This window comes from Myceligenerans indicum (genome assembly GCF_016742955.1).
Lineage (GTDB): Bacteria > Actinomycetota > Actinomycetes > Actinomycetales > Cellulomonadaceae > Myceligenerans > Myceligenerans indicum.
Genome location: NZ_JABBYC010000030.1, coordinates 1 through 21,100 on the forward strand (window position 1 = coordinate 1; position 21,100 = coordinate 21,100).

The window sequence follows — 21,100 nt, forward strand, 5'->3', positions numbered from 1 at the left end:
CCTTATCGTCGGCAGCGTCAGATGTGTATAAGAGACAGCCCTTCGCCCCCGGCGGATCTCCGCCGCGTGGAGGTGCGCCCGCGCCCGCGCCGGGCCGCGTGGCGTTCGACGTGTCACGCCCGCCCACGGAACCGGACGACCAGGCCGGACCTGCCGACGACACGTCGCTCGCCGGGTCCGGGGAACGCCGGCCCGAGGCGGTCCAGGACGCTCCGGGCGGCATCGTCAGGTGGGCCGCCGACTGGATCGCGGCGATCCCCCTGCGTGACCGGCTCGTGGCGATCACGGCGTTCCTGGTCGTCGCAGGACTGATCGTCACCGGCCTGCTTGCACGCGGCATCGTCGGCCAGTACCTCGTGGGCCAGGTGGACGACCAGCTGAAGCTGAAGGCCCCCGCGCTCGTCTCCGTGGCCCCGTCCCTGCAGAGCGCGAACGGCCTGCCGAGCGACTACTACGTCGAGTACCGGTACGCCAGCGGCAACGTCAAGCCGGTCCGCACCGACGCCAGCGTCGAGACCTTCGGCTATCCCGACATCCCCGATCTGACGTACGACGAGGTGGCGCAGCGTGCGGGTCAGCCGTTCACCGTGCGTGCCGTCTGGGGGTCGGAGGAGGCGACGAGGTGGCGCGTCTACCCGTTCGTGAACGCCAACACCACGGACGTGAGCGCGCCGGAGACCGCCTTCGTGGCACTGCCGCTCGGAAAGGTCGACGCCGCACTGGAGATCCTGTCACGCACTCTCGTACTGGCGGGTCTCGGCATCGTGCTCCTGGGTCTCGTCCTCGCCTGGCTGATGATCGGGCGCTCCCTGCGGCAGCTGCGGGAGATCGAGACGGCCGCGGCGTCCATCGCCGCCGGGGATCTGTCCCGGCGCGTGCCGGCCCCACCGCCGTCCACCGAGGTGGGATCACTGGCCGAGTCGCTGAACTCGATGCTGGCCCAGATCGAGACCGCCTTCTCCGCGCGTGAGGCCTCCGAGACGCGGATGCGGCAGTTCGTGTCCGACGCGTCGCACGAGCTGCGCACCCCGCTCGCCACCATCCGCGGATACGGGGAGCTGTACCGGATGGGTGCGCTGGACGGTCCCGACGGCCCCGACGGTGAGCGCGTGGCCGACACGATGAACCGCGTCGAGGACGCCGCCCGACGAATGGGCACACTCGTCAACGACCTCCTCGTGCTCGCACGCCTCGACGAGGGGCGCCCGTTGGCGCACGCGCCGGTCGACGTCACCGACCTCGCCCAGGAGGGAGCGCAGGACCTGCACGCCCTCGACCCGTCGCGTGAGGTCCGCGTCGTCGGCCTGGGCGGCGTCGACGAGGAGGACACGCAGCCAGGCGACGCCGCTGCACGCGGCCTCTCCGGCCCCGACCGAGGGGTCGCCGGCCCGGTGATGACCGAGGGGGACGGCGGCAGGCTGCGGCAGGTCCTCACCAACCTCATCGGGAACGTCGCACAGCACACGCCCGCCGGTTCGCCGGCGGAGATCGCCGTCGGCCGTGGACCGGACGGCGAGGCGGTGATCGAGGTGCGGGACCATGGTCCGGGCGTGACCGGGGAGCACGCGGAGCGGATGTTCGAGCGGTTCTACCGCGCCGACTCCTCCCGCAACCGCTCCTCCGGCGGCTCGGGGCTCGGGCTGGCGATCGTCGCGGCGATCGTGGACGCGCACGACGGCGCCATCGATGTGACGCCGACACCCGGAGGCGGTCTGACGGTTCGCGTCACCCTCCCCGGCCTGGAGGACGTTCGGTCCCCCGCCGCGTGACGGCGCGGCCGAGGAACACGTGCCTCCGGGGCGTACCCCGCACGGTGCACGCGGTAATAGGCTGAAGGAAGAGGGCAGCCACACCTGGCCGCCGGAAACGTGTCACCGAACCGAAGGTCTTGATCGCATGGGCGTCATGGCGCCGGAGTGGTATATCTCCTCGTTCGTGCGGAGCGCCGCCGGGATCGGTGCGACAGCCGACGTCCAGGAGATCGAACAGGCGGGGGAGGACCTCGTCGAACGCTGGTCCGGTCCGGACCGGCACTTCCATGACCTGCGGCATCTCGGGGCGGTACTGCACCGTGTGGACGAGCTCGCCGAGGAGACGCACTCGCCCGACGTCGTGCGGCTGGCCGCCTGGTACCACGGTGCGGTGTTCGACGCCGCGTCGAAGGCCGCCTACGCGTCCCGGGGCGGTGAGCAGACCTCCGCCAGCGCCGAGCTGGCGCGTGAGGAGCTGACCGGGCTCGGTGTGCCGGCCGAATCCGCCGACAGGGTGGCGAACCTGGTCAACGGGCTGCTGCGGCATGCGCCGAAGCTCACGGACTTCGATGCCTGCGTGCTCAACGACGCCGATCTGGCGATGCTCGCCGCCGAACCTCAGCGCTACAAGGAGTACACCGCCTCCGTACGTGCGGAGTACGAGCACATTCCGCTGCCCGACTACCTGACCGCACGCATCAACATCGTGTCGAAGCTCCTGGCGCGCGAGTCGCTGTTCTGCTCCCCGATGGGGGCGGCCTGGGAGGAACCGGCACGACAGAACCTCGACGCGGAGCTTCACCGGCTGCGCAAGAAGCAGGCGGCGCTGGCAGCGGAGAACAACTGACGGCGCCCGCTGCGCCCCGCCGCCCCGGAGGTGCCTGCCTCCGGAGCGGGCGAGGGAGCAGGCGGCCTGGGGGTCGTCAGCGCTCGGAGTTGTCCGCGCTCGGAGTCGCCCGCGTCAGAGGTACTTGACCGGGTCGAACTCCTCGATCGGGATGATCCGCACGCGTGGCAGGAGGGTCGTGAACGCGTCGGCGTCGCCCTCCAGGTCATACATGTGCAGACCGTGCTCCTCCAGCTCGGCGAGGCGCGCGTTGACGAACTCCCGGAAGCCGAGCAGGCCCACACGCCGGTCCTCGTCGTCCAGGAGATCCTCGACCTGCGGCAGGAAGTCGCCGTCGTGACTGGCCAGCAGCACGTCGCCCGGACGGTCGCGCAACGCCTCCAGCGTGCGCTGGATGCCGACGTCGACCACCTTCTCCCCGCCCTGTGCGGCGAGCGGGATGGGCCGGTACCCCATGGCGAGCAGTGCCTGGACGAACGGCATCGGCATCTGACCCGACGTCGCGTTGAGGAAGAACAGCGGCACGACGTCCTGTGACCAGACCTTCTGCGCGAAGGCGGAGATGCGGTCCCAGCGGGGCCGCTCGTCCGGCGCGGGCCTGCGGTTCAGGACGTTCATCCCGAGGGTCGCGTCGATGTTCTCGCCGTCGACGATGAGATAGGTGCGACGCGGCGAAGCCTGCGCTGACGGAACGGACATGGACCAAGCGTAGCCGTGCCTGTACTTTGAGCGATCGTGCTTGCCTCTGAGCCTTCCGACAGCCCTGTGGCCCTCGCCGCCGCGCCGCGGATCACCGTGATCCAGAACGACCGTGATGTCCCCATGGACCGCTTCGCCGCACGGCTCGGCGCCGGTGTGCGTCTCGTCCTGGCGTTCGCGGGGGAACCCATTCCCGCCACGGACGACGTCGGTGACGCCCTCGTCGTGCTCGGCGGGACCATGTCGGCCTACTCCGACGAGGACGCGCCCTGGCTGCCCGCCGTCCGTGACCTGCTCGCCGATGCCGCACGGTCCGGCGTCCCAACGCTCGGCATCTGCCTCGGCGGGCAGCTCCTTGCCGTTGCGGGCGGCGGGTCGGTGCAGGTTTCGGCACCGCCCGGGCGCGAGGCGGGCGCGGCTGCCATCGCCTGGCGCGCCGCCGCGCTCGACGACCCGGTGACCGGTCCGGCGCTCGCGTCGCCCTCCGGCCCGTCGCCCGCCGCGGGCGCCGACGCCGTCGCCGTCACGCGCGCGGTGAGCATGCACGCCGACGCCATCGTCGAGCTGCCGGGCGACGCCACCTGGCTGGCCTCCAGCGACATGTACCCCTACCAGGCATTCCGCTGGGGGTCGGCGCTCGGCGTGCAGTTCCATCCCGAGGCGGGCACCGAACTCGCGGCGCGCTGGGCCGCCCAGTGCGGCGATGTCGACGCCGTGGCCGTGGTCGCCGACATCGAGGAGCATGCCGAGGCCGCCGCCGGGTTCGGCGACGGCCTGGCGGACGCCTTCGTGGCCGCGGTCCGGGCCGGTGGCTGAGCGACCCTGACAGGGAGCCGGCTCAGACCGTCCGGCCGGACCCGAAGCCGCCGCCCCCGAACCCTCCACCGATGCCGCCGGTGCGCACGTGACCCGGTGACCGCGTCAGCAGGCCCAGCAGGCCGCCCCGGGCACCGCTCCCGGCGCCGTGCCCGCGCCGTCCGTCGAGCGTGAGGTTGATCCCGGCCAGCGGCATGCCTGTCGGCACGTCGTCGGCCGCGGCGTCCCGCCTGGCGGCGGTGAGAGCCTGGGAGGCCTGCGCGTCGGCGCGGCGCGCGAGGTCCAGCGCGGCGGCGGCGTCCGACCGTGCCCGCGCATCACGCGCCTCGTCCGTCAGACGTGCGGCCTCCGACCGGTGCATCCGTGCGTCGGGGCCGACGACGGCGCGCCGCGTGGTGATCAGCGCATCGAGCTGGCGGAGTCGCACGTCGAGCCTGCTGAGCGTGTCGCGCACCAGCGCGGCGGCGCGCGCGTTGACCTCCGAGGGCTCCCGGTGGCGGGCAAGTGCGCGGTCCAGGGCTCCCTCGGCCGCGGCGATCCGCGCCAGCAGCGTGAACGGGTCGGCGTCCTCGCGTGAGATCTCGACCTGCTTGAGCGCCGCACGTGCCGTGGTCCGGGCCATCGCCGCCTGCGGGTCGCCACCGGCGACGCGTTCGGCGTCGGCCACGTCCCCGGCGAGTGACGTCACCGCCTTGTCGAGCCGGGTCATGGCACCGTCGAGGTCGGCGCGGGCGGAGTCCACCTCGTTCAGGAGCCGTTCCGCGAGGCCCAGAGCGTTCTGCGCGCTGCGGGCGGCCGCGGCGGCGAACGCGCGGTCGCGCTTCGCGCCGGCGGCGCGGCCCGTGTCGATCGCCCGGCGGGCGTCCGTGACGAGCTGATCGGCGAGTTCGACGTTGTCGGCCACCGGCGCGACGGCGTCCGCGGGGAAGATGCCGGCGAGTTCGGGAAGCTGCTCGCGGGCCTGCTCGATCCGCCGGTCGAACTCGCCCGCCCGCTGCCAGGACTCGTTGAGGAGGCGGTTCGCGCGGGCCTTCAGCCGGCGGGAATCCTCCAGCGGCACGGTCCCGGAGTCGAGCAGCTTCGACGCCTCGGCGCAGCTCCGCAGGGCCTCTCGGGCGACGTCCCGCCACGTGTCCTCGTCCGCGGCCTGCAGCGCGGCGCGCCGGGTGAACGCGTCCCGGGTCATCTCGGTCGCGTCGGCGAGAACGATCTCGAGATCGTGGACGGCTCCGTCGCGTGCCCGCGCCCGCGCCAGCTCGAGTTCCTGTGCCGAGGTGCGCAGCGCGTCGTCAAGGGTGACGAGCGCGCCGTCGACCTGGGCACCCAGGTCGTCGTCGGTCAGGTCGTCGTCGGTCAGGTAGTCGTCGGTCAGGTCCGTCGGACCGACCAGGCCGGCGGACCTGCCACCGCCGGCCGACATCGTCGCCGGGGCAGGAACCCTCGAAGAGGGCACTGCGCGATCGGGCACTGCGCGATCCGGTACTGCGCGATCCGGCAGGGACCGAGCCGGTGGTGTCGGTGCGGGCGTGGTCCGGGCGGGCAGGATCGGTGCGGGCGCCAGGTCCGGGGCAACCGTCTCCGCTGCGGGGACCGTGGTCGTCGCGGCCACGTGCGCGGAGGCTGCGGGCTCCCCGGCAGCGAGGGCCACCGCGCCGACGGGCTCCGGAACGCCTCGCGGAGCGGCGTCGGGGAGGTCATGCCCGCCGTCCTCCGTGCCCAGGCCTTCCTGAGCTGCCAGGACGGCCCGGTCGTCCGGGCCGGCGTGTGCCTCCGCGAGCTGCCGGCGCGCAGGTCGCCGATGGCGCACGTACCACCAGCCGGCCGCGAGGGCGGCGCCGATCGCGACGACGACCAGCAGCGCGAGAGCCTTCCACCAGGCCGACGCGCCGTCGTCGCGGGTGGCGATCGCCGCGTCCGCGGCGTCGGTGGCGGCGTCGACCCAGGCGCCGTCGTTCACGGCGTGCCGCGCGGCGGCGATGATCGCCTTGTGGTCACGGCTCGAGACGGGCCCGTTGACGTCGACCGACAGGCCCTGGACGTGGTCCGCGGTCGCGATGGCGAGGAGCAGTTCCTCGGGCATGAGGCCCGATTTCGTGGCCGTGGCGTCGGCCCAGTCCTCCGGCGCGATGCCGTCGAACGTCTCGAGGTACACGACGAAGAGCCGCAGTGTGGTCTCCTCCTCGACCGCCGAGACGGCGTCGGACACCCGCGCGTACTCCTCGGGGGAGAGGACACCGGCCTCGTCGGTGACGGGGGCGTCGACGAGGATCGGCATCGCCGACGGCAGGATGTCCTGCATCGTCGCCGCCTGGACCTTGGCGGACAGGAGCTGGGTGCCGGTCGGTGCGGGATCGGAGGCGAGGGACGCGTCGTGGTCGGAGCCGACGACGTCGGCCTCGGCGCGTTCCCGCAGCGTCGCCCCACTGATGGCGAAGGCCGCGCTGAACAGGCCGATGAGGACACCACCGGCGATCACGCCCGCGAGGACGGTGTGCCGTGACGACGGCGTACCGGCGTCGTCATCCGGAACCGGATGAATTGGGGCAGCGGGGGACTGGGTCACGACAAGATGGTCGCCCCGTGTCGGGAAGCCCGCAAATCAGACAAGGTGATAAGCGGGATCCGTGCGGGTGCACGAGGCCCCGTGACGAGGCCCGGCCCGTGTTCCGGTCACACCGCCGGGAGATCCTCGGCGTCCATGATGCGGTACGCGTACCCCTGCTCCGCCAGGAACCGCTGGCGGTGGGCCGCGAAGTCCTGATCCACCGTGTCACGGGCGACGACGGCGTAGAAGTGGGCCGTGCGCCCGTCCTGCTTGGGACGCATGATCCTGCCCAGTCGCTGAGCCTCCTCCTGCCGCGACCCGAACGCTCCCGACACCTGGATCGCCACCGACGCCTCCGGCAGGTCGACCGAGAAGTTGGCGACCTTCGACACCACCAGGCGGGAGATCTCGCGGTCGCGGAACGCGGCGAAGAGCTTCTGCCGCTCCCGGACCGTGGTCGACCCCGTGATGAGCGGTGCGCCCAGGTGCGCGGCCAGCTCCTCCAACTGGTCCACGTACTGGCCGATCACGAGCACCTGGTCGTCAGGGTGCTGCGCGACCAGTGCCTCCACCACACGGTTCTTCCCGGGGACGGAGGCCGCCAGCCGGTACTTGTCCTCCGGCTCGGCCGTCGCGTACGTCATGCGTTCCGACTCAGGAAGCGTGAGCCGCACCTCGACGCAGTCCGCCGGCGCGATGTAGCCCTGCGCCTCGATGTCCTTCCACGGCGCGTCGAACCGCTTGGGGCCGATCAGGCTGAACACCTCGTCCTCCTTGCCGTCCTCCCGGACCAGCGTGGCGGTGAGGCCCAGGCGACGCCGCGCCTGGAGGTCCGCGGTCATCCGGAAGATCGGTGCCGGGAGCAGGTGCACCTCGTCGTAGAGGACGAGGCCCCAGTCGCGGGCGTCGAGCAGCTCCAGGTGCGTGTACACGCCCTTCCGCTTCGTCGTGAGCACCTGGTAGGTGGCGATCGTGACCGGCTTGATCTCCTTCTTCGCGCCCGAGTACTCACCGATCTCGTCCTCGGTCAGCGTCGTGCGCCGTACCAGCTCGTCGCGCCACTGCCGGGCGCTGACCGTGTTGGTCACCAGGATGAGCGTCGTCGTCCCGGACCTCGCCATCGCGCCCGCGCCCACGATCGTCTTGCCCGCGCCGCACGGCAGCACCACCACGCCCGACCCGCCGTGCCAGAACCCTTCCACGGCCTGCGACTGGTAGGGCCGCGGAGCCCACTCGCTCGGTTCCTCGCCCGCGGACCGGGGCGTGGTGAGGGGCGTCAGGGCGATCGGGTGCGCCTCGCCGTCGACGTATCCCGCGAGGTCCTCGGCCGGCCAGCCGAGCTTGACCAGCACCTGCTTGAGATGGCCGCGCTGCGAGGGGTGCACGACCACACTCAGCTCGTCGATCCGCTCCCCGACGAGACCGGAGGTCCGCTTGCTGCGCAACACCTCCGTCAGCACGGCCTTGTCGGTGGCGGTGAGCAGCAGGCCGTGGGTCGGGTGAGTCGTGAGCTGGAGGCGGCCGTACCGCGCCATGACTTCCGCGACGTCGATCAGCAGAGCGTGAGGAACCGGATAGCGGGAGAACTCGATGAGGGTGTCGACCACCTGCTCGGCGTCGTGCCCGGCCGCACGCGCGTTCCACAGCCCCAGGGAGGTCAGCCGGTAGGTGTGGATGTGCTCGGGGGCGCGCTCCAGCTCGGCGAACGGCGCGATCGCACGGCGCGCGGCAGCAGCCCGGGGGTGGTCCACCTCCAGCAGGAGCGACTTGTCGCTCTGGACGATCAGGGGGCCGTCGGCCATGGGCGTTCTCCTTCTGTCGTGCTACGGCGCGTCATGCGCCACCGAGCGTGCTCATCCGGCGTGGTTCCTACGAGGCGTCGTCCGGCGCGGCGACACGCGCGATCCTGTGCACCGCCACCGTGAGCTCCGCGTCACGGGCCGGATCGAGGGCGCGCAACCGCCCGCCCTCCAGACGCAGTGGGCGCAGGGTGCGCTGCTCCAGCTTCCCGGCCGCGCCGACCATGTCGACCCGGACCAGCAGGCCGTCCCGCACGGCCTCACGCAGCAGAGCCAACCCGTCGGCGTGTGGTTGTGTTCCCGAGTCCGTGTCCGACGCCGGCGAGGAAGGGGACTCCATGCCGTCGCGGGAACGGGGGCTTGCCGGGGTGGTCGCATGCCCGCCGACGCGCAACTCCGCCACCAGCGCGGACAGATCGGGTTCCGAGCGGACGGGCGGACCCGTCACGGAGGCGCCCCTGCCGCGTCCCGCACGGGAGGCCGCGCCGCTCGGCGCGGGCCTTCCCGGCCCGTGGCCCTCGCGGCGGTGCCGCACGTCGAGAACCTTGCGGTCCGGCCCCTCCAACGCCGAGACGATGCCCCTCTCACGCAACGTCTCGTGCAGCAGCGCGGGTGGCGCCGTCGCCGCCAGGACCGTCGGCGCGAGACGGAAGAGCCCGAGATGCGCGAGGGCGGGATCCCGCTCCAGCCCGGCGAGTGTCGCCTCGTCCGCGGCGCGCAGGTACGACGACGCCACCCCCACCCGGACCGCGCCGTGCCGCCGGGCCGTGTCCCGCACCAGGTACTCCAGCGGCTGCGGCACCGGGACGGGTGAGTGCCGGGCGAGAGCCGCCAGCAGATCCTCGGCCGAACGTCCGCGGTCCAGCGCGCGGGTCACCGACGCCGCCGAGAACCGCACCGTCGTGGCCGCCCCGCGCGACTCGGTGTCCGCCGCGAACTCGACCAGGCTCGCCAGCGCCCGTGACGGCCTCCCGGGGACGACGCCCGTGAGGTCACCCTGCAACAGCATCTCGTCGACCTCCTCGGGCAGCACGGCGCGCAACGCCTCGGCGAGAGGATCGGCGCCGGAAGCCGGCGGGGGCCGGTGCCCGGCCCGGTCGCCGCCCGCCCCGGCCCGGTCGCCGCGCTCGCGCGACGCCGCACCGGACGCAGCCACCGGGTCGCGGTGCATCGCCGCCAGGACGGCCCGTCCCGGTGGCGACATCGCGCCGGCACCCGTCACGCCCAGCGAGGCCGCCTCGGACAGCAGGCCGCGCACCGCGGTCTCCGGCGGGGCGTTGCGGGGAGCCTCCCAGGTGAGCGCCGCGACGACGTCGTCGGGCGACAAGGCTCGCGCGCTCCCGCCCAGGACCCGCAGGACGGCGCCGCGCAGCCGGGGCACCCACCCACGTTCCAGGTCCGGCGAGAGCGCGGACCGCAGCATCCCGCCCTCGTCCCTCGTCCCGACCCGCCACGGGGTGCGGGGCGAGACGGCCCAGGCGCGTGCGAGCACCGCCCAACGGGCGGCGTCGTCCAGTTCCGACCACACCTCGTCCAACGCCACGAACGACGGCTCAACCTCTCCGTCGTCCCCGATCAGCCCCGCCTGAACTGCGGTCTCGGCGACGAACGCCGCTTCGGGCTCGTCGCACTCCAGCACGGCGGCGAGCCGCCGGAGGTCGCGTACGCCCAGGCCACCGGAACGCAGCACCCGGGGCGGATCGTCGGCCCATGCCGACCTCAGCACGGATACCCGGCGGACGAGCTCCAGGGCGGCGCTCGCGGACTCGGCGGCGACCGTCTCCGCGGCGACGTCGTGGCCGGCGGGCTCGGGGCGCAGCGCGGGCGTGCGGTGCGTGCGGCCGTCCCGCAGCGCAAGGCCCACCTCCCGGGTCAGGAGGACGTGCTGGGCGTCGGCGCGCGTCAACAGGCCGTGGGCCACCAGGGCATCGACGGCCGCGCGTTGCCGGGTGCCGCCGGGCGGGACGCGGCCGGCGGGCGGCCCCCAGGCGAGCGCGTCCAGGACCGCGCGCTGCTCGGGCGGCGTCTCGCGGAGGAGTTCGGCCAGGTCCTGCCCGGTGTCGCTCGCCCTGTCCTGGACGACGGGACCGAGCCCGGCCGGGTAGTGCCCGAAGACCTCCTCGAGTCCCGGGGAAGGTCGCAGCACCCCGTCGTCGTCCCACACCAGGGCGGCCGTCAGGGCGACGTCGAGAGCCTGGTCGATCTGCTGTGACACGGCTGACGAAGCCTCCGCGCCGTGCGCCGCGCCGACGACGTGCGCGACCTGTGCACGGCGCAGCTCGCCGACGGCCGTGACCGCTTCCACCACCTGCAGCACCAGAGCGTCCACCTGGGCCAGGGCGCGTTCCAGGGACGTGTGGCTCGATGCCCTGGCGGCGAGCGAGCGGAGCGTGGCGGGTGACGGGACGGCCAGGTCACCCCGTGCGCGCAGCAACGCGACGAGCGCGGTGTCCGAGCGCTGGCGGAGGTCCTCGGCGAAACGCCGGGTGGCCGATGCGGGCGCCTCGTGGAGCGATGAGGCCATCTCGGCAATGTTACGTGGCCAACCTTGGCGTTCCGCGGGCTCCACGGGGCCGCGGAGGTTGCGCGTCGTGGCCCGCTCGGCGCGGGAGTTGCGGGCCCGTGCGGCCTGGATGCGGCGCCCGCGGCGCGGGACCGGTAACCTTGTTCTCTGGTCAGCAGTTCACACGCGTGCGCGGACGACGAGCTGCGACCGCCCCAGTCCGTAACGGCGAGCCCGCTCGCCGCACAGCAGGAGAAGGTTCAGGTGCCCACCGGCAAGGTCAAGTGGTTCGACGCCGACCGTGGCTTCGGTTTCATCGGGAGCGATGACGGCGGCGAGGTGTTCCTCCACGCCTCGGCGCTGCCCGAGGGCGTGGTGCCCCGTCCCGGGGCGAAGGTCGAGTTCGGCGTCGCCGACGGGCGCAAGGGGCCCCAGGCGCTGGCCGTCCGCGTCCTCGACGCCACGGTTCCGTCGGTCGCCAAGAACAAGCGCACGCCTCCTGAGGACATGGCCGTGATCGTCGAGGACCTGCACAAGCTGCTCGACGTGGCGGCGAACAGCCTGCGCAAGGGGCGCTATCCCGCCAACTCCGAGAAGATCGCGAAGATGCTGCGCAAGGTCGCGGACGACTTCGCGGCCTGACCGACCACCTCGTGAGGCCCACAGTGACGACCACAGCACCAGTTCGGCGGACCACCGCTCGACGCACCACACGGACCAGCCGCGACGCCGTGCTCAACGGAGCCGTGGAGCTGGCGCGCGCCGCGGCCCAGGACATCGCGGAGCATCCGGCGGACGTCGGCGAGCACCTCGGCACGGCGCTGGAGGCCGACCGACTGGTGTCCCACCGCTTCGCGGCGACGATGAAGGGCTACCGCGGCTGGCACTGGACCGTCACCGTGGCTCGTGTCCCGCGCAGCCGCACCGCGACGGTGTGCGAGGTGGAGCTCCTGCCCGGGGACGAGGCGATCCTCGCGCCGGCCTGGACGCCGTGGGCCGAACGGCTGCGGCCGGGTGACATCGGCTCGGGGGACGTGCTGCCGTTCCGTGCCGACGACCCACGCCTCGAACCGGGGTACACGCCGACCGGCGATCCCGAGGTCGACGAGGTCGCGATCGACGAGCTCGCCCTCGCCCGGGCGCGGGTGCTGTCGCCGCAGGGCCGCGATGCCGCCGCCGAGCGCTGGTACCGGGGATCGCGCGGCCCGACGTCGGCGGGTGCGGTCGCCTCCACGTCCGAGTGCCTGAGCTGCGGCTTCCTCATCCCTCTCGCGGGTGAGATGGGCCAGCTGTTCGGCGTGTGCGCGAACGAGTGGTCGCCCGACGACGGCAAGGTGGTCTCGCTCGACCACGGTTGCGGCGCGCACTCGGAGACCGACGTCGAGTCGCGCTCCAGTGACTGGCCCGACCAGGCTCCGCTGGTCGACGACGCCGCGATCGAGTCGGTCACCGCCGAGGACTGACCGCGACGGGGACACCCTGACGTCGCGACGGGGACGGTCGTGGCCGGGCCTGGTCGCGACGGCGTCGCGGCCGTCTCAGTTCTTGCGCCTGCGGGCCCAGAGGATCCCGGGAGCACCCAGCAGGAGCCCGGTGCCGCAGACGGCGACCGCGGTCCAGTCCCCGGCGCCGGCCAGGACCATCACGAGCGTGCAGATCAGCGCGATCGCCCAGATCGCCATGCCGACCAGGAGGATGCGGGCGAGGTTCGCCCGCGGGGCCGGTGGACTGGGGCGACGGCGCTCCGGATGCGCCAGGAGCTCAACGATGGTCGGCACGGGACCAGTCTAAGGATTCCGGGCGCGCGGGTGCGGAGCGGGCGTCACGCGGCCCCGGTGCGCCGGCCGACGGCGTGCAGGATCGGAGCCAGCCCCTGGGCGATCTGGTCGAACGAGGCACGGTAGGCGGCCCTGGAGCGCCGGTACGGGTCGACGACGTCGTCGTCGTGCTGCCTCCCGGCGTGCCGACGGCGTTCGTCCAGGGCCAGGGGGAGGAGCGCCGTGAGGCGGGCCGCGTCGTCGGGCAGTGCGGACGGGTCAAGGGTTCCGGGCGGGATGGTGCTCACCAGGCGACCGAGCTCGCGCAGCGTGAGCGTGCGGCGGACGGCGGCCGGGACCTGGTCCACCACCCACGCGCGGTGGCGCGTGGTGAGGGCGAGCACGAGGTCGGACTCCCGGATCATGGCGGGAGTCGCCTGCCGGGCGGTGAATCCGGCGACGTCACCGCCGGCGGCCGTCACGAGCTGGGCCATCTCGTCAGGAACGGAACTGCCGACCAGGGCGCTCGTTCCCGCGCTGGCCACGCGCACGGAGCCGTCGAGGTGGCTGGACAGCAGTGCCTCCGCGGCAGGGGAACGGCAGATGTTCCCGGTGCAGACCGTGAGTACGTTGTACGGCATGACGCGGACCTTTTCGTCGGGGGTTTGCGTGGACACGCGCGACGGCGCGCGACGACGTCGGGACAGGCGATCATTCTTGCGCAGGACTCGTCGTGAACCCGCCGGTAACGTATCGCGCGTCGACGCATTCCGCCGGAGGTATCCGCCTGAATGTCTGATGCTGACGGCTGGCACGGAGGAATCGAGATCGGAATTCCGGGCGGGGGGCCTGTGACACATCCGGGATGGGGCGATAAATGGGCGGATGCTACGCGGTTCGCCGTGGAACCTGGGTCCGGGCCGGAGCCCGCGACACCGGCGGTGCCCGCGTCGGGTGGGCGGTGGACCCGGCCACCCCGGGTGCGCGAGCCGTTCTGGAGCGCGAGACGACTCCGGGTCCTGCGCCTCGGACTGTGGACGGCGGCCGCCGCGCTGCTGCTGCTCGTGCTGACCGTGGCGTGGGTGGCCGCTGATGCCCTCCGGGCCCGGGCCGCGCTGAGCGACGCGGCGGAGAGCATCACCACCTTGCAGGGCGAGGCTCTGGCGGGGCGGTCCGACGGCCTCGCCGGGCAGCTCGCCCGGCTTCAGGACGAGGCGAGCCGGGCGAACGAGGCCACGAGCGGCCCGCACTGGTCCGTGGCGCGTGAGCTGCCGGGGGTGGGGCCCACGGCCGAGGCGATCGCGACGATGACCGAGGTGGTCGACGAGCTCGCGCGCAGCGCGCTGCCGGACCTCGCGCGCAGCGCGGAGCTCATGGATCCGCAGGTCCTGGCTCCGGACGGCGGCCGGATCGATCTGGAGCGACTGCGGCGCGTCGCGCCTGAGGTCGTGCGTGCGGACCGGTCCGTGGAGCTGGCGGCCGACCGCGTCGGGATGCTGGACGGCGCGATGCTCCCGCCGGTCGGCGACGCCGTCGAACGGCTCCGTGCGCAGCTCGACGGCCTGCGCACGACCACTGCCACGGCCGCGCGGGCGGTCGACGTGCTTCCACCACTGCTCGGGGCGGACGGGCCGCGGAACTACCTGGTGCTCGTGCAGAACCCGGCCGAGCCCCGCGCCCTCGGCGGTATCGCGGGCACCGTGCTCGTGCTTCGGGCCGCCGGCGGCGAGGTGACCCTCGTGGACCAGCTGCCGGGTGGCCGGCTGGGCCCGTACGACGAGCCGGTCCTCCCTCTGACCCAGGACGAGCGGTCGGTGCTGGGCACTCGCGGCGAGGTCGGGCGGTGGATGCAGAACGTGACCATGACACCGGACTTCCCGCGGGCGGCGGAGCTCGCCCGCCAGATGTGGCTGCGCGAGACGGGCGACCAGGTCGACGGCGTCCTCACGGCCGACCCGGTCGCGCTGGCGGCTCTGCTGCACGGCGGCGGTGCTGTCGACGTCGCCGAGAACGTGCGGATCGACCCCGACGAGCTGGCGGGGTACCTCCTGCACGACGTGTACTTCGAGTACCCGGACCCGCGCGTGCAGGACGAGATCTTCGCGCGGATCGCGACGCAGGCGTTCACCAGGATCGCCGCCCTGGACAGTGGGGACGGCGGGGACATGGTGTCCGCGCTCGCCGAGGCCGCTCGCCAGGGCCGGATCCTGGTGTGGTCGAGCGACGACGCGGTGAACCGGCGCCTGGCCGGGACCGTTCTCGACGGTTCCCTGACGGGCGTCCGGGACGACTCCCCGGTGGTGGGCGTGTTCGTCCAGGGGATCGACATGTCCAAGGTCGCGTACTACCTCGACACGAAGGTGGCCGCGTCGGTGGTCGCCGAACGCCGGGACGGGTCGCGGAAGCTCGAGGTGACCGTGACGTACACGTCGACGGTCCCGCGGGACCGGGTCGAGACGATGCCGGACTACTTCGCCGGGAGCGACGCGGAGAGGCACGGCGAGATCCGGCTGCGCTCACTGGTATACGCCCCGGCGGGCGGGCGGATATCCGGTGCGTATTCGAACGGCCGGGAAGTCGGACTTACCCCTAAGAAGCAGGGCGAATTCTCGGTGGCTTCCCGAAACATTGACCTTTCTCCCGGCGAGACAGTGTCTGTGACCTATGCCATGATCACCGGGAAGCGTCAGTCCGGAGACATCATTCTTCGTGTTACTCCGGGTCCCAGGCCCGCGGATATCACGATCTCTGACGACCTCGCGGGCGCGGCTGAATGACGAATATCGGGTCACCGGCGGCATATTGCCGGTTCTCGAAGTCAGGTGCTCCACGCACCTTCACGCAGCAGAACGCAATCACAGGGGAAAGATCAATGCTCCGACGCATTACCGCCGCCGCCTTTGCGCTCGCGGCCATCAGTATGCCCGTCGGCGCGTCGAGCGCCATGGCCGACCAGTACGGCCCGGACGACTACCCGTGCACGATCGAACTCAGCAACGGAACGGTCCCGGAGAACACCACCGTCGCCGTCCGTGTGAGCTGCGACGAGGAACTCCTGGCGGAATTCGAGGCGGCCGGTACCGAAGCAGGCCCCACGCGGGTCATGGCTGCCGGAGGCGCCCTCACGACCCCGATGGTGGCCGGGCGGGCCACCATGGCTGCCCTGCTGGCCGCCGCCGGGATCGACACGGCCGTCCAGCAGGAGATGGTGACCCTCATGGTCGTTGACGAGGGCGGCAACGTCGTTCGCAGCGAGAGCATGAATGCCCCCGTCGACACGGTGTCCGTCGTCCGCCTCACCGGCCTGAAGCCGGGCGACTACACACTGATGTTGAAAGATCCGGACGGGACCGAGTGCGCCGACCGCGCGAGCCTGACCGTCTTGCCGATGCCGCCGCACGGCCTCGCGGCCACGGGCGCGACAGGGCTTCCCTACCTGGCCGTGGCCGGAGGCCTTCTGCTCGTCGGCGCCGCGACGCTCGTGGTGGTCCGCCGGGCCCGTCGCAAGGCCTGATCCCTGAGAGGGCACCCTGCGGTGTCCCCCTCGCGGCCCTGGTGAGACCAGGCCGACCTCACGTCAACCCTCCGAGCCGTGCGCCGACCTCCGGGCCGCTGCGCACGGCTCGGAGACTGCCGATTGATCTCGGGGTGGATCGTGACGATCGAAGGAAAAGCCGTTCCGGTTCCTGACCTGGATCGTGAGACCCAGGTGCTGGAGGAGCAGTTCTCCGGACCGTCGGACGACGCCGGGCGGCCCGGCGAGTTCCACGTCGACATCCCCCGGCCGAGGCGCGGTGCCGCTGCCCGCTGGCAGGACGGCGTCACCATGCGAGCCCTGGTGTACGACCTGCTCGCGGTGAGCCTCGGCGTGGGACTCGGGTACTTCCTGCGGTTCGACCGCGCCGTCGAGGTGGACCTGCTCGAACCGAGAGGCGGGCTGTACGTCCTCGTGAGCGTCGTGCTCGTGGAGGGCTGGCTGCTCGCCCTCGGCCTGTCCGGATCCCGGCGGCAGGAAGTCATCGGGGCAGGCCACGAGGAGTACCTGCGCGTGGTTCGGGCCTCGTTCGGGTTGTTCGGCATCGTGGCCGTGGCCTGTTTCGTCGCGAAGTTCGACCTGGCGCGCTCCTACGTCGCGGTGACACTTCCCGTAGGGCTCGCGCTGGTCCTGCTCGGGCGGTGGTTCCTGCGACGGCGCCTGCACGAGCTCCGGCGGCGGGGCGAGTGCCGCCGGCGCACCGTGCTGGTCGGGTCGCACGAGGCCGTACGTGACCTGGGGCGGCGGATCGAGCGCGCGAGCGGTGCGGGGTTCGAGGTGGTGGGCGTCTGCGTGCGCGGGGGTGTGGGATCGGCGTCGCCGCTCGACGGGGTACCGGTGCTCGGCACCGTCGCGCAGGCAGCGAAGGCAGCAGCGAGGGCGGAGGCCGACGCCGTGGCGGTGACAGGGCACGAGGAGGCCACACCCGGCGCGCTGAAGCAGCTCGCCTGGGATCTCGAGTCCACCGGTGCGAAGCTCGTCGTGGTGCCCGGGCTGGCCGATGTCGCCGCACCACGGCTCCTCATCACGCCGGTCGACGGAGTGCCGATGGTCCAGGTGACGCACCCCGGCTACACCGGGCTCCAGCACGCCGCCAAGCGTGCCTTCGACGTCGTCGGCGCCACGGTCATCCTGGCAGTGGTGCTGGTGCCGCTGACGGTCTGCGCAGGGCTCGTCCGGCTCACCTCTCCAGGGCCGGCGTTCTTCCGCCAGCAGCGCATCGGCCTGAACGGCGAACCCTTCACGATGTACAAGCTGCGTTCCATGCGCCCGGGTGCCGAGGCCCGGCTCACGGAGGCGCTCGGCACGGAGGCCGGTGTCTTCTACAAACCGCGGAACGATCCCCGCGTGACGCGGGTGGGCCGATTCCTGCGCAAGTACTCGATCGACGAGTTCCCGCAGCTCATCAACGTACTCAAGGGAGAGATGAGCCTCGTGGGACCCCGTCCGCAGGTGGCCCACGAGGTGCGGCAGTACGACGAGGCGTGGAAACGCCGCCTGTTCGTCAAGCCCGGGCTGACCGGCCTGTGGCAGGTGAGCGGCCGCAACGACCTTCCGGTCGACGAGAGCGTGCGGCTGGACCTGTACTACGTGGAGAACTGGTCCCTGCTCGGGGACGTGGGGATCATCCTGCGCACGGCGCGTGAGGTCTTCATGCCGAGCGGGGCGTACTGAGACCGCCCCAAGACAACGACCGGCGGCCTTCGGCGCTGCCGGAGGACACCACGAGGAGAATGCCTGTGGGCACTGACGGCGACGTCGCCCTGATCACGGTGACGTACAACAGCGCTCGGGCGCTGACGGAGTTCTGGCGGAACCGGCCGTTCGGCCGGTACCCGTGGACGGTCGTCGACAACGCCTCGTCCGACGGCTCCGCGCGTGTCGCGGAGGACCTGGGCGCTCAGGTACTGGCCCTGCCGTCCAACGTGGGGTTCTCGGCGGCGAACAACCTCGGCGCCGCATCGGTCGACGCCGAGGTGCTGATCTTCTGCAACCCGGACGTCACGGTCACCGCGGACGGGATCGCAGCGCTCGCGGGCGACGCACGCCGATACGGCGGGATCATCGCCCCACAACTGGTCAACGTGGACGGGACGCCTCAGGAGAACGGGCGCGGGACACCCTTCCTCAGCAGGAAGGCCAAGCACCTGTTCCGCCTGCCCGACGAGCGGTACCAGCGATTCGCGAGACCCGGGGAACTGGCCGACGTCGTCTGGGTGATGGGGGCGGCGCTCGCGGTCACCCGGCGCGCGTTCGACGCACTGGCGGGCTGGGACGACGGGTTCTTCGTCTACTACGAGGACGCCGACCTGGGGGTGCGGGCCTGGCAGCAGGGGCTGAGCGTGCGGGTCGACGGCGACGTGCGCTGGCAGCACGGCTGGGGCCGTGAGACGGGACGAGGCTTCTCACCGCACGCGTGGAAGCACGAGCTGGCCAGCGCCTGGCGGTTCTACCGGAAGCATCCGTACTGTCTCCTGCCGATGGGACGGCGCGCCCATCAGCTGCACCGGATCGACTCGGCGGGCGCGATGATCGGGGTGCGCGCGTGAGCGGCGTGGGATCGTCCCCGGCGACCGGGCGGAGGCTGGACGCCACCCCCATGGTCTCCCTCGTGATGACGGTGCTGAACGAGGAGCGTGGTCTGCCGGCGTTCCTCTCCTCGCTCCGGGCGCAGACGCTGCCGCCCGACGAGCTGGTGGTGGTCGACGGGGGATCGACGGACGCGACCGTTCCGGTCCTGCAGGCCTGGGGCGAGACCGCGGGAATGAAGGTCACCGTGATCGAGGCACCGGGTGCCAACATCTCCCGGGGCCGGAACCTCGCGATCGAGCGGGCCCAGCACCAGCTCATCGCCGTGACCGACGCCGGGACCTGCCTGGACGCGGGATGGCTCGCCGCGCTGGTCGCCGCCAGGACGCAAGACGTCGACGTCGTCTCCGGTTTCTTCGAGCCGACCTGGGGGTCGCGGAACGAGCGGCTGTTCGCATCGGTGCTCATGCCACTGCTCGACGAGATCGACCCCGACGAGTTCCTCCCGTCGAGCCGGTCGCTGCTCATCACCCGGGAGGCGTGGCAGGCCGCCGAGGGCTACCCGGAGTGGCTCGACTACTGCGAGGACCTGGTGTTCGACCTGGCCATGAAGCGTGCCGGACTCCGGTTCGTCCTGCAGCCGGCGGCGGTCGCGCGCTGGTCGGCGCGAGAGACCTGGCGAGCGTACGCGAAGCAGTACTACCGCTACGCCCGCGGCGACGGGAAGGCGGGGCTGTGGCCCAAGCGGCACGCGCTGCGGTACGGAGCGTACGCGGCCGGCGTCGCCGGTGTGCTCGGCCCCTTTCCCGCGGTGGTTCGCCCCCTGCTCGTGCTCGGATTCGCCGGGTACTGCGCCAAGTTCTTCCGGCGCGCCTGGCGACGGCGCCCGCCCGGCGTTCGTGCCACGCTCCGTTTCCTGGCAGCGGTCCCGGCCGTGGTGGTGGTGGGGGACGTGGCGAAGATGGCCGGCTACCCGGCGGGGCTCGCCTGGCGGCGGAGGTCCCGCTCGGGGCAGTAGGCGAGGACCAGCACGGTGGCGAGACACATCACGAAGAACAGTTCGTTGTGGCTGGAGTAGAACGTCGTCGCAGCGATCAGTGCCACGAAGAAGCTGGCGAAGGTCAGCTCCCTGCGGTGCAGGAGGCGGCTGAACGCGTGCACCGCGACGACGACGAACCCGATCGCCACCCACAGGGGGAACTCGAGCAGGATCGATCCGAGGCTGGAGTGCATCGGTGCCGTCCCCTCCGCGATCGCGGTGTACGGCAGCCGGTACAGGCGCAGGTCGATGTCGCTGGCGGTCAGGACACTCGCGAACCCACCGGGAGTGATGCCGAACAGCATGTTCCAGATGTTCTCGACCTTGAGCTGGGCTCCGGCGAGGATCAGGTCGAGGTGGCTCTCGGTGGAGGCCACGGCGGCGCCGTCGTCGGCGAGCATACGGTCGAGGCCGGCGGTGAAGCGGTCACCCGCGAGAAGCCCGACTGCGACGGGGACGCCGAACGCGGAAGCCAGCACCAGGTGGGAGAGGTAGACCTGCCACGCCGCCCGCGCCGTCCGCCGAACCCGCCGGTATGCGAGCACGAGCGCCAGGAGGAGGAACGGCGCGAACGTGAAGGGGAGGCGGGACGGAGTGATCAACGCAATGCCGAACAGGGCGAGGGCGACGACGATCTGCTGCGGTCCGCGCAGGAAGCGCAACGCGGCGAAGGCGAGGAAGCAGGCAGCCACCGAGCCGTGCGACTTGTCGTCGAACCCGAGGGTCGGGAAGGGGGCGCCCCGCGCGATCTCGAGCACGCCGGCCACCAGCAGCACCACCAGGCAGATCGGCACCGCGCGCCGGACACCCTCGCCGAATGCGGGACCCGCCGACCGTTCCCGGCAGGCGCGGTAGACGCCCACCAGGTAGAGCGAGGCCAGCAGGAAGTACCCGATGTGGTACGGGGAGGCCGTGTAGTCGTACCGCAGAGCCACGGCGGCCGCCGCGACCGCCGTCGACACGAGGCCCAGCCCGAGCAGGACGAGATCCTTCGGGCGCAGCAGTCGCGGAAATGCCAGGAACAACAGCACCGTGCCGGAGATCTGCGCGACGTTCGAGAGCGCGAAGCGCCCCGTGATCTTCATGCCGAGCAGCATTCCGACGAACATGATCATCGTCGACGCGATGACCAGTCGGCTCGCTCTCGGGCTGATTTCCGGATCGCTCGAGATCTCCTTCACGGGTGATGCGACGAGCGTCATTTCCGGTGCTTTCCTCGCGTCAGCGGACGATGCCGCCCACGATAGTCAGAGTCAGCACGGGGTGCATTGCCGACGCGC

Annotated in this window: 17 protein-coding genes; 10 read left to right on the forward strand and 7 right to left on the reverse strand. The window is 72.2% G+C overall.

The genetic code is table 11. The features are described from left to right. Positions 1 to 110 precede the first annotated feature (110 nt). Positions 111 to 1,769, forward strand: coding sequence for a sensor histidine kinase (locus HGK34_RS14705; RefSeq protein WP_307815975.1), 1,659 nt, complete (start codon positions 111 to 113; stop codon positions 1,767 to 1,769). Positions 1,770 to 1,896: 127 nt separating this feature from the next. Then, entirely contained in the window at positions 1,897 to 2,598 is a 702-nt protein-coding gene (locus HGK34_RS14710; RefSeq protein WP_201848701.1) for an HD domain-containing protein, read from the forward strand. A gap of 114 nt (positions 2,599 to 2,712) precedes the next feature. Here HGK34_RS14710 and HGK34_RS14715 read toward each other — a convergent pair whose 3' ends face one another. After that, on the reverse strand, positions 2,713 to 3,297 hold the full coding sequence (locus HGK34_RS14715) for an NYN domain-containing protein (protein ID WP_201848703.1): 585 nt from the start codon (positions 3,295 to 3,297) through the stop codon (positions 2,713 to 2,715). 36 nt (positions 3,298 to 3,333) lie between these two features. Between HGK34_RS14715 and HGK34_RS14720 the strand changes: the two genes are divergently transcribed. After that, positions 3,334 to 4,113 carry a type 1 glutamine amidotransferase gene (locus HGK34_RS14720; RefSeq protein ID WP_307815976.1) on the forward strand — a complete coding sequence of 260 codons (780 nt, stop codon included), beginning with the start codon at positions 3,334 to 3,336 and terminating at the stop codon, positions 4,111 to 4,113. A 22-nt stretch (positions 4,114 to 4,135) separates the two neighbouring features. Here the strand turns inward: HGK34_RS14720 and HGK34_RS14725 are convergent, their stop codons facing one another. From HGK34_RS14725 to HGK34_RS14735, 3 genes are all read right to left on the reverse strand, one after another. Continuing rightward, positions 4,136 to 6,676, reverse strand: coding sequence for a TPM domain-containing protein (locus HGK34_RS14725; protein WP_201848705.1), 2,541 nt, complete (start codon positions 6,674 to 6,676; stop codon positions 4,136 to 4,138). Positions 6,677 to 6,783: 107 nt separating this feature from the next. Next, positions 6,784 to 8,460: a DNA repair helicase XPB gene (locus HGK34_RS14730; protein ID WP_201848707.1), complete on the reverse strand. Its 1,677-nt coding sequence runs from the start codon at positions 8,458 to 8,460 to the stop codon at positions 6,784 to 6,786. A 67-nt stretch (positions 8,461 to 8,527) separates the two neighbouring features. Continuing rightward, a complete protein-coding gene (locus HGK34_RS14735) occupies positions 8,528 to 10,981 on the reverse strand; it encodes a helicase-associated domain-containing protein (RefSeq protein ID WP_201848709.1) in 2,454 nt (817 codons plus the stop codon). A gap of 243 nt (positions 10,982 to 11,224) precedes the next feature. Between HGK34_RS14735 and HGK34_RS14740 the strand changes: the two genes are divergently transcribed. Continuing rightward, complete coding sequence (locus HGK34_RS14740) at positions 11,225 to 11,602, forward strand: cold-shock protein (RefSeq protein WP_201848711.1); 378 nt, start codon at positions 11,225 to 11,227, stop codon at positions 11,600 to 11,602. Between the two features lie 23 nt (positions 11,603 to 11,625). Continuing rightward, entirely contained in the window at positions 11,626 to 12,423 is a 798-nt protein-coding gene (locus tag HGK34_RS14745) for a DUF3027 domain-containing protein (RefSeq protein WP_201848713.1), read from the forward strand. A gap of 75 nt (positions 12,424 to 12,498) precedes the next feature. Here HGK34_RS14745 and HGK34_RS14750 read toward each other — a convergent pair whose 3' ends face one another. Then, positions 12,499 to 12,738 carry a DUF2530 domain-containing protein gene (locus tag HGK34_RS14750; protein WP_201848715.1) on the reverse strand — a complete coding sequence of 80 codons (240 nt, stop codon included), beginning with the start codon at positions 12,736 to 12,738 and terminating at the stop codon, positions 12,499 to 12,501. 44 nt (positions 12,739 to 12,782) lie between these two features. Then, positions 12,783 to 13,358: an arsenate reductase/protein-tyrosine-phosphatase family protein gene (locus tag HGK34_RS14755; protein WP_201848717.1), complete on the reverse strand. Its 576-nt coding sequence runs from the start codon at positions 13,356 to 13,358 to the stop codon at positions 12,783 to 12,785. Positions 13,359 to 13,619: 261 nt separating this feature from the next. On the opposite strand from HGK34_RS14755, the gene HGK34_RS14760 reads away from it, so the two are divergent. The 5 genes from HGK34_RS14760 (at position 13,620) to HGK34_RS14780 (ending at position 19,799) form a co-directional block, all read left to right on the forward strand. Continuing rightward, positions 13,620 to 15,494, forward strand: a complete 1,875-nt coding sequence (locus tag HGK34_RS14760; RefSeq protein WP_201848719.1) for a DUF4012 domain-containing protein — start codon at positions 13,620 to 13,622, stop codon at positions 15,492 to 15,494. A gap of 95 nt (positions 15,495 to 15,589) precedes the next feature. Continuing rightward, positions 15,590 to 16,231 carry an LPXTG cell wall anchor domain-containing protein gene (locus HGK34_RS14765; protein ID WP_201848721.1) on the forward strand — a complete coding sequence of 214 codons (642 nt, stop codon included), beginning with the start codon at positions 15,590 to 15,592 and terminating at the stop codon, positions 16,229 to 16,231. A gap of 141 nt (positions 16,232 to 16,372) precedes the next feature. After that, positions 16,373 to 17,926: a sugar transferase gene (locus HGK34_RS14770; RefSeq protein WP_201848724.1), complete on the forward strand. Its 1,554-nt coding sequence runs from the start codon at positions 16,373 to 16,375 to the stop codon at positions 17,924 to 17,926. A 65-nt stretch (positions 17,927 to 17,991) separates the two neighbouring features. Then, positions 17,992 to 18,801, forward strand: a complete 810-nt coding sequence (locus HGK34_RS14775; RefSeq protein WP_201848726.1) for a glycosyltransferase family 2 protein — start codon at positions 17,992 to 17,994, stop codon at positions 18,799 to 18,801. Continuing rightward, positions 18,798 to 19,799 (forward strand): glycosyltransferase, encoded by a 1,002-nt coding sequence (locus HGK34_RS14780; protein ID WP_201848728.1) that lies wholly within the window; start codon positions 18,798 to 18,800, stop codon positions 19,797 to 19,799. The genes HGK34_RS14775 and HGK34_RS14780 overlap by 4 nt, the downstream gene beginning before the upstream one ends. Here HGK34_RS14780 and HGK34_RS14785 read toward each other — a convergent pair. After that, complete coding sequence (locus tag HGK34_RS14785; RefSeq protein ID WP_201848730.1) at positions 19,751 to 21,022, reverse strand: hypothetical protein; 1,272 nt, start codon at positions 21,020 to 21,022, stop codon at positions 19,751 to 19,753. The genes HGK34_RS14780 and HGK34_RS14785 overlap by 49 nt on opposite strands. Positions 21,023 to 21,100 lie beyond the last annotated feature (78 nt).

What these genes read in the sequence shown, in the direction of transcription:
- HGK34_RS14765 (WP_201848721.1), top strand. Translation starts at nt 15,590, where the DNA reads ATGCTCCGACGCATTACCGCCGCCGCCTTTGCGCTCGCGGCCATCAGT.
- HGK34_RS14730 (WP_201848707.1), bottom strand. Translation starts at nt 8,460, where the DNA reads ATGGCCGACGGCCCCCTGATCGTCCAGAGCGACAAGTCGCTCCTGCTG.
- HGK34_RS14755 (WP_201848717.1), bottom strand. Translation starts at nt 13,358, where the DNA reads ATGCCGTACAACGTACTCACGGTCTGCACCGGGAACATCTGCCGTTCC.
- HGK34_RS14735 (WP_201848709.1), bottom strand. Translation starts at nt 10,981, where the DNA reads ATGGCCTCATCGCTCCACGAGGCGCCCGCATCGGCCACCCGGCGTTTC.
- HGK34_RS14715 (WP_201848703.1), bottom strand. Translation starts at nt 3,297, where the DNA reads ATGTCCGTTCCGTCAGCGCAGGCTTCGCCGCGTCGCACCTATCTCATC.
- HGK34_RS14785 (WP_201848730.1), bottom strand. Translation starts at nt 21,022, where the DNA reads ATGACGCTCGTCGCATCACCCGTGAAGGAGATCTCGAGCGATCCGGAA.
- HGK34_RS14710 (WP_201848701.1), top strand. Translation starts at nt 1,897, where the DNA reads ATGGGCGTCATGGCGCCGGAGTGGTATATCTCCTCGTTCGTGCGGAGC.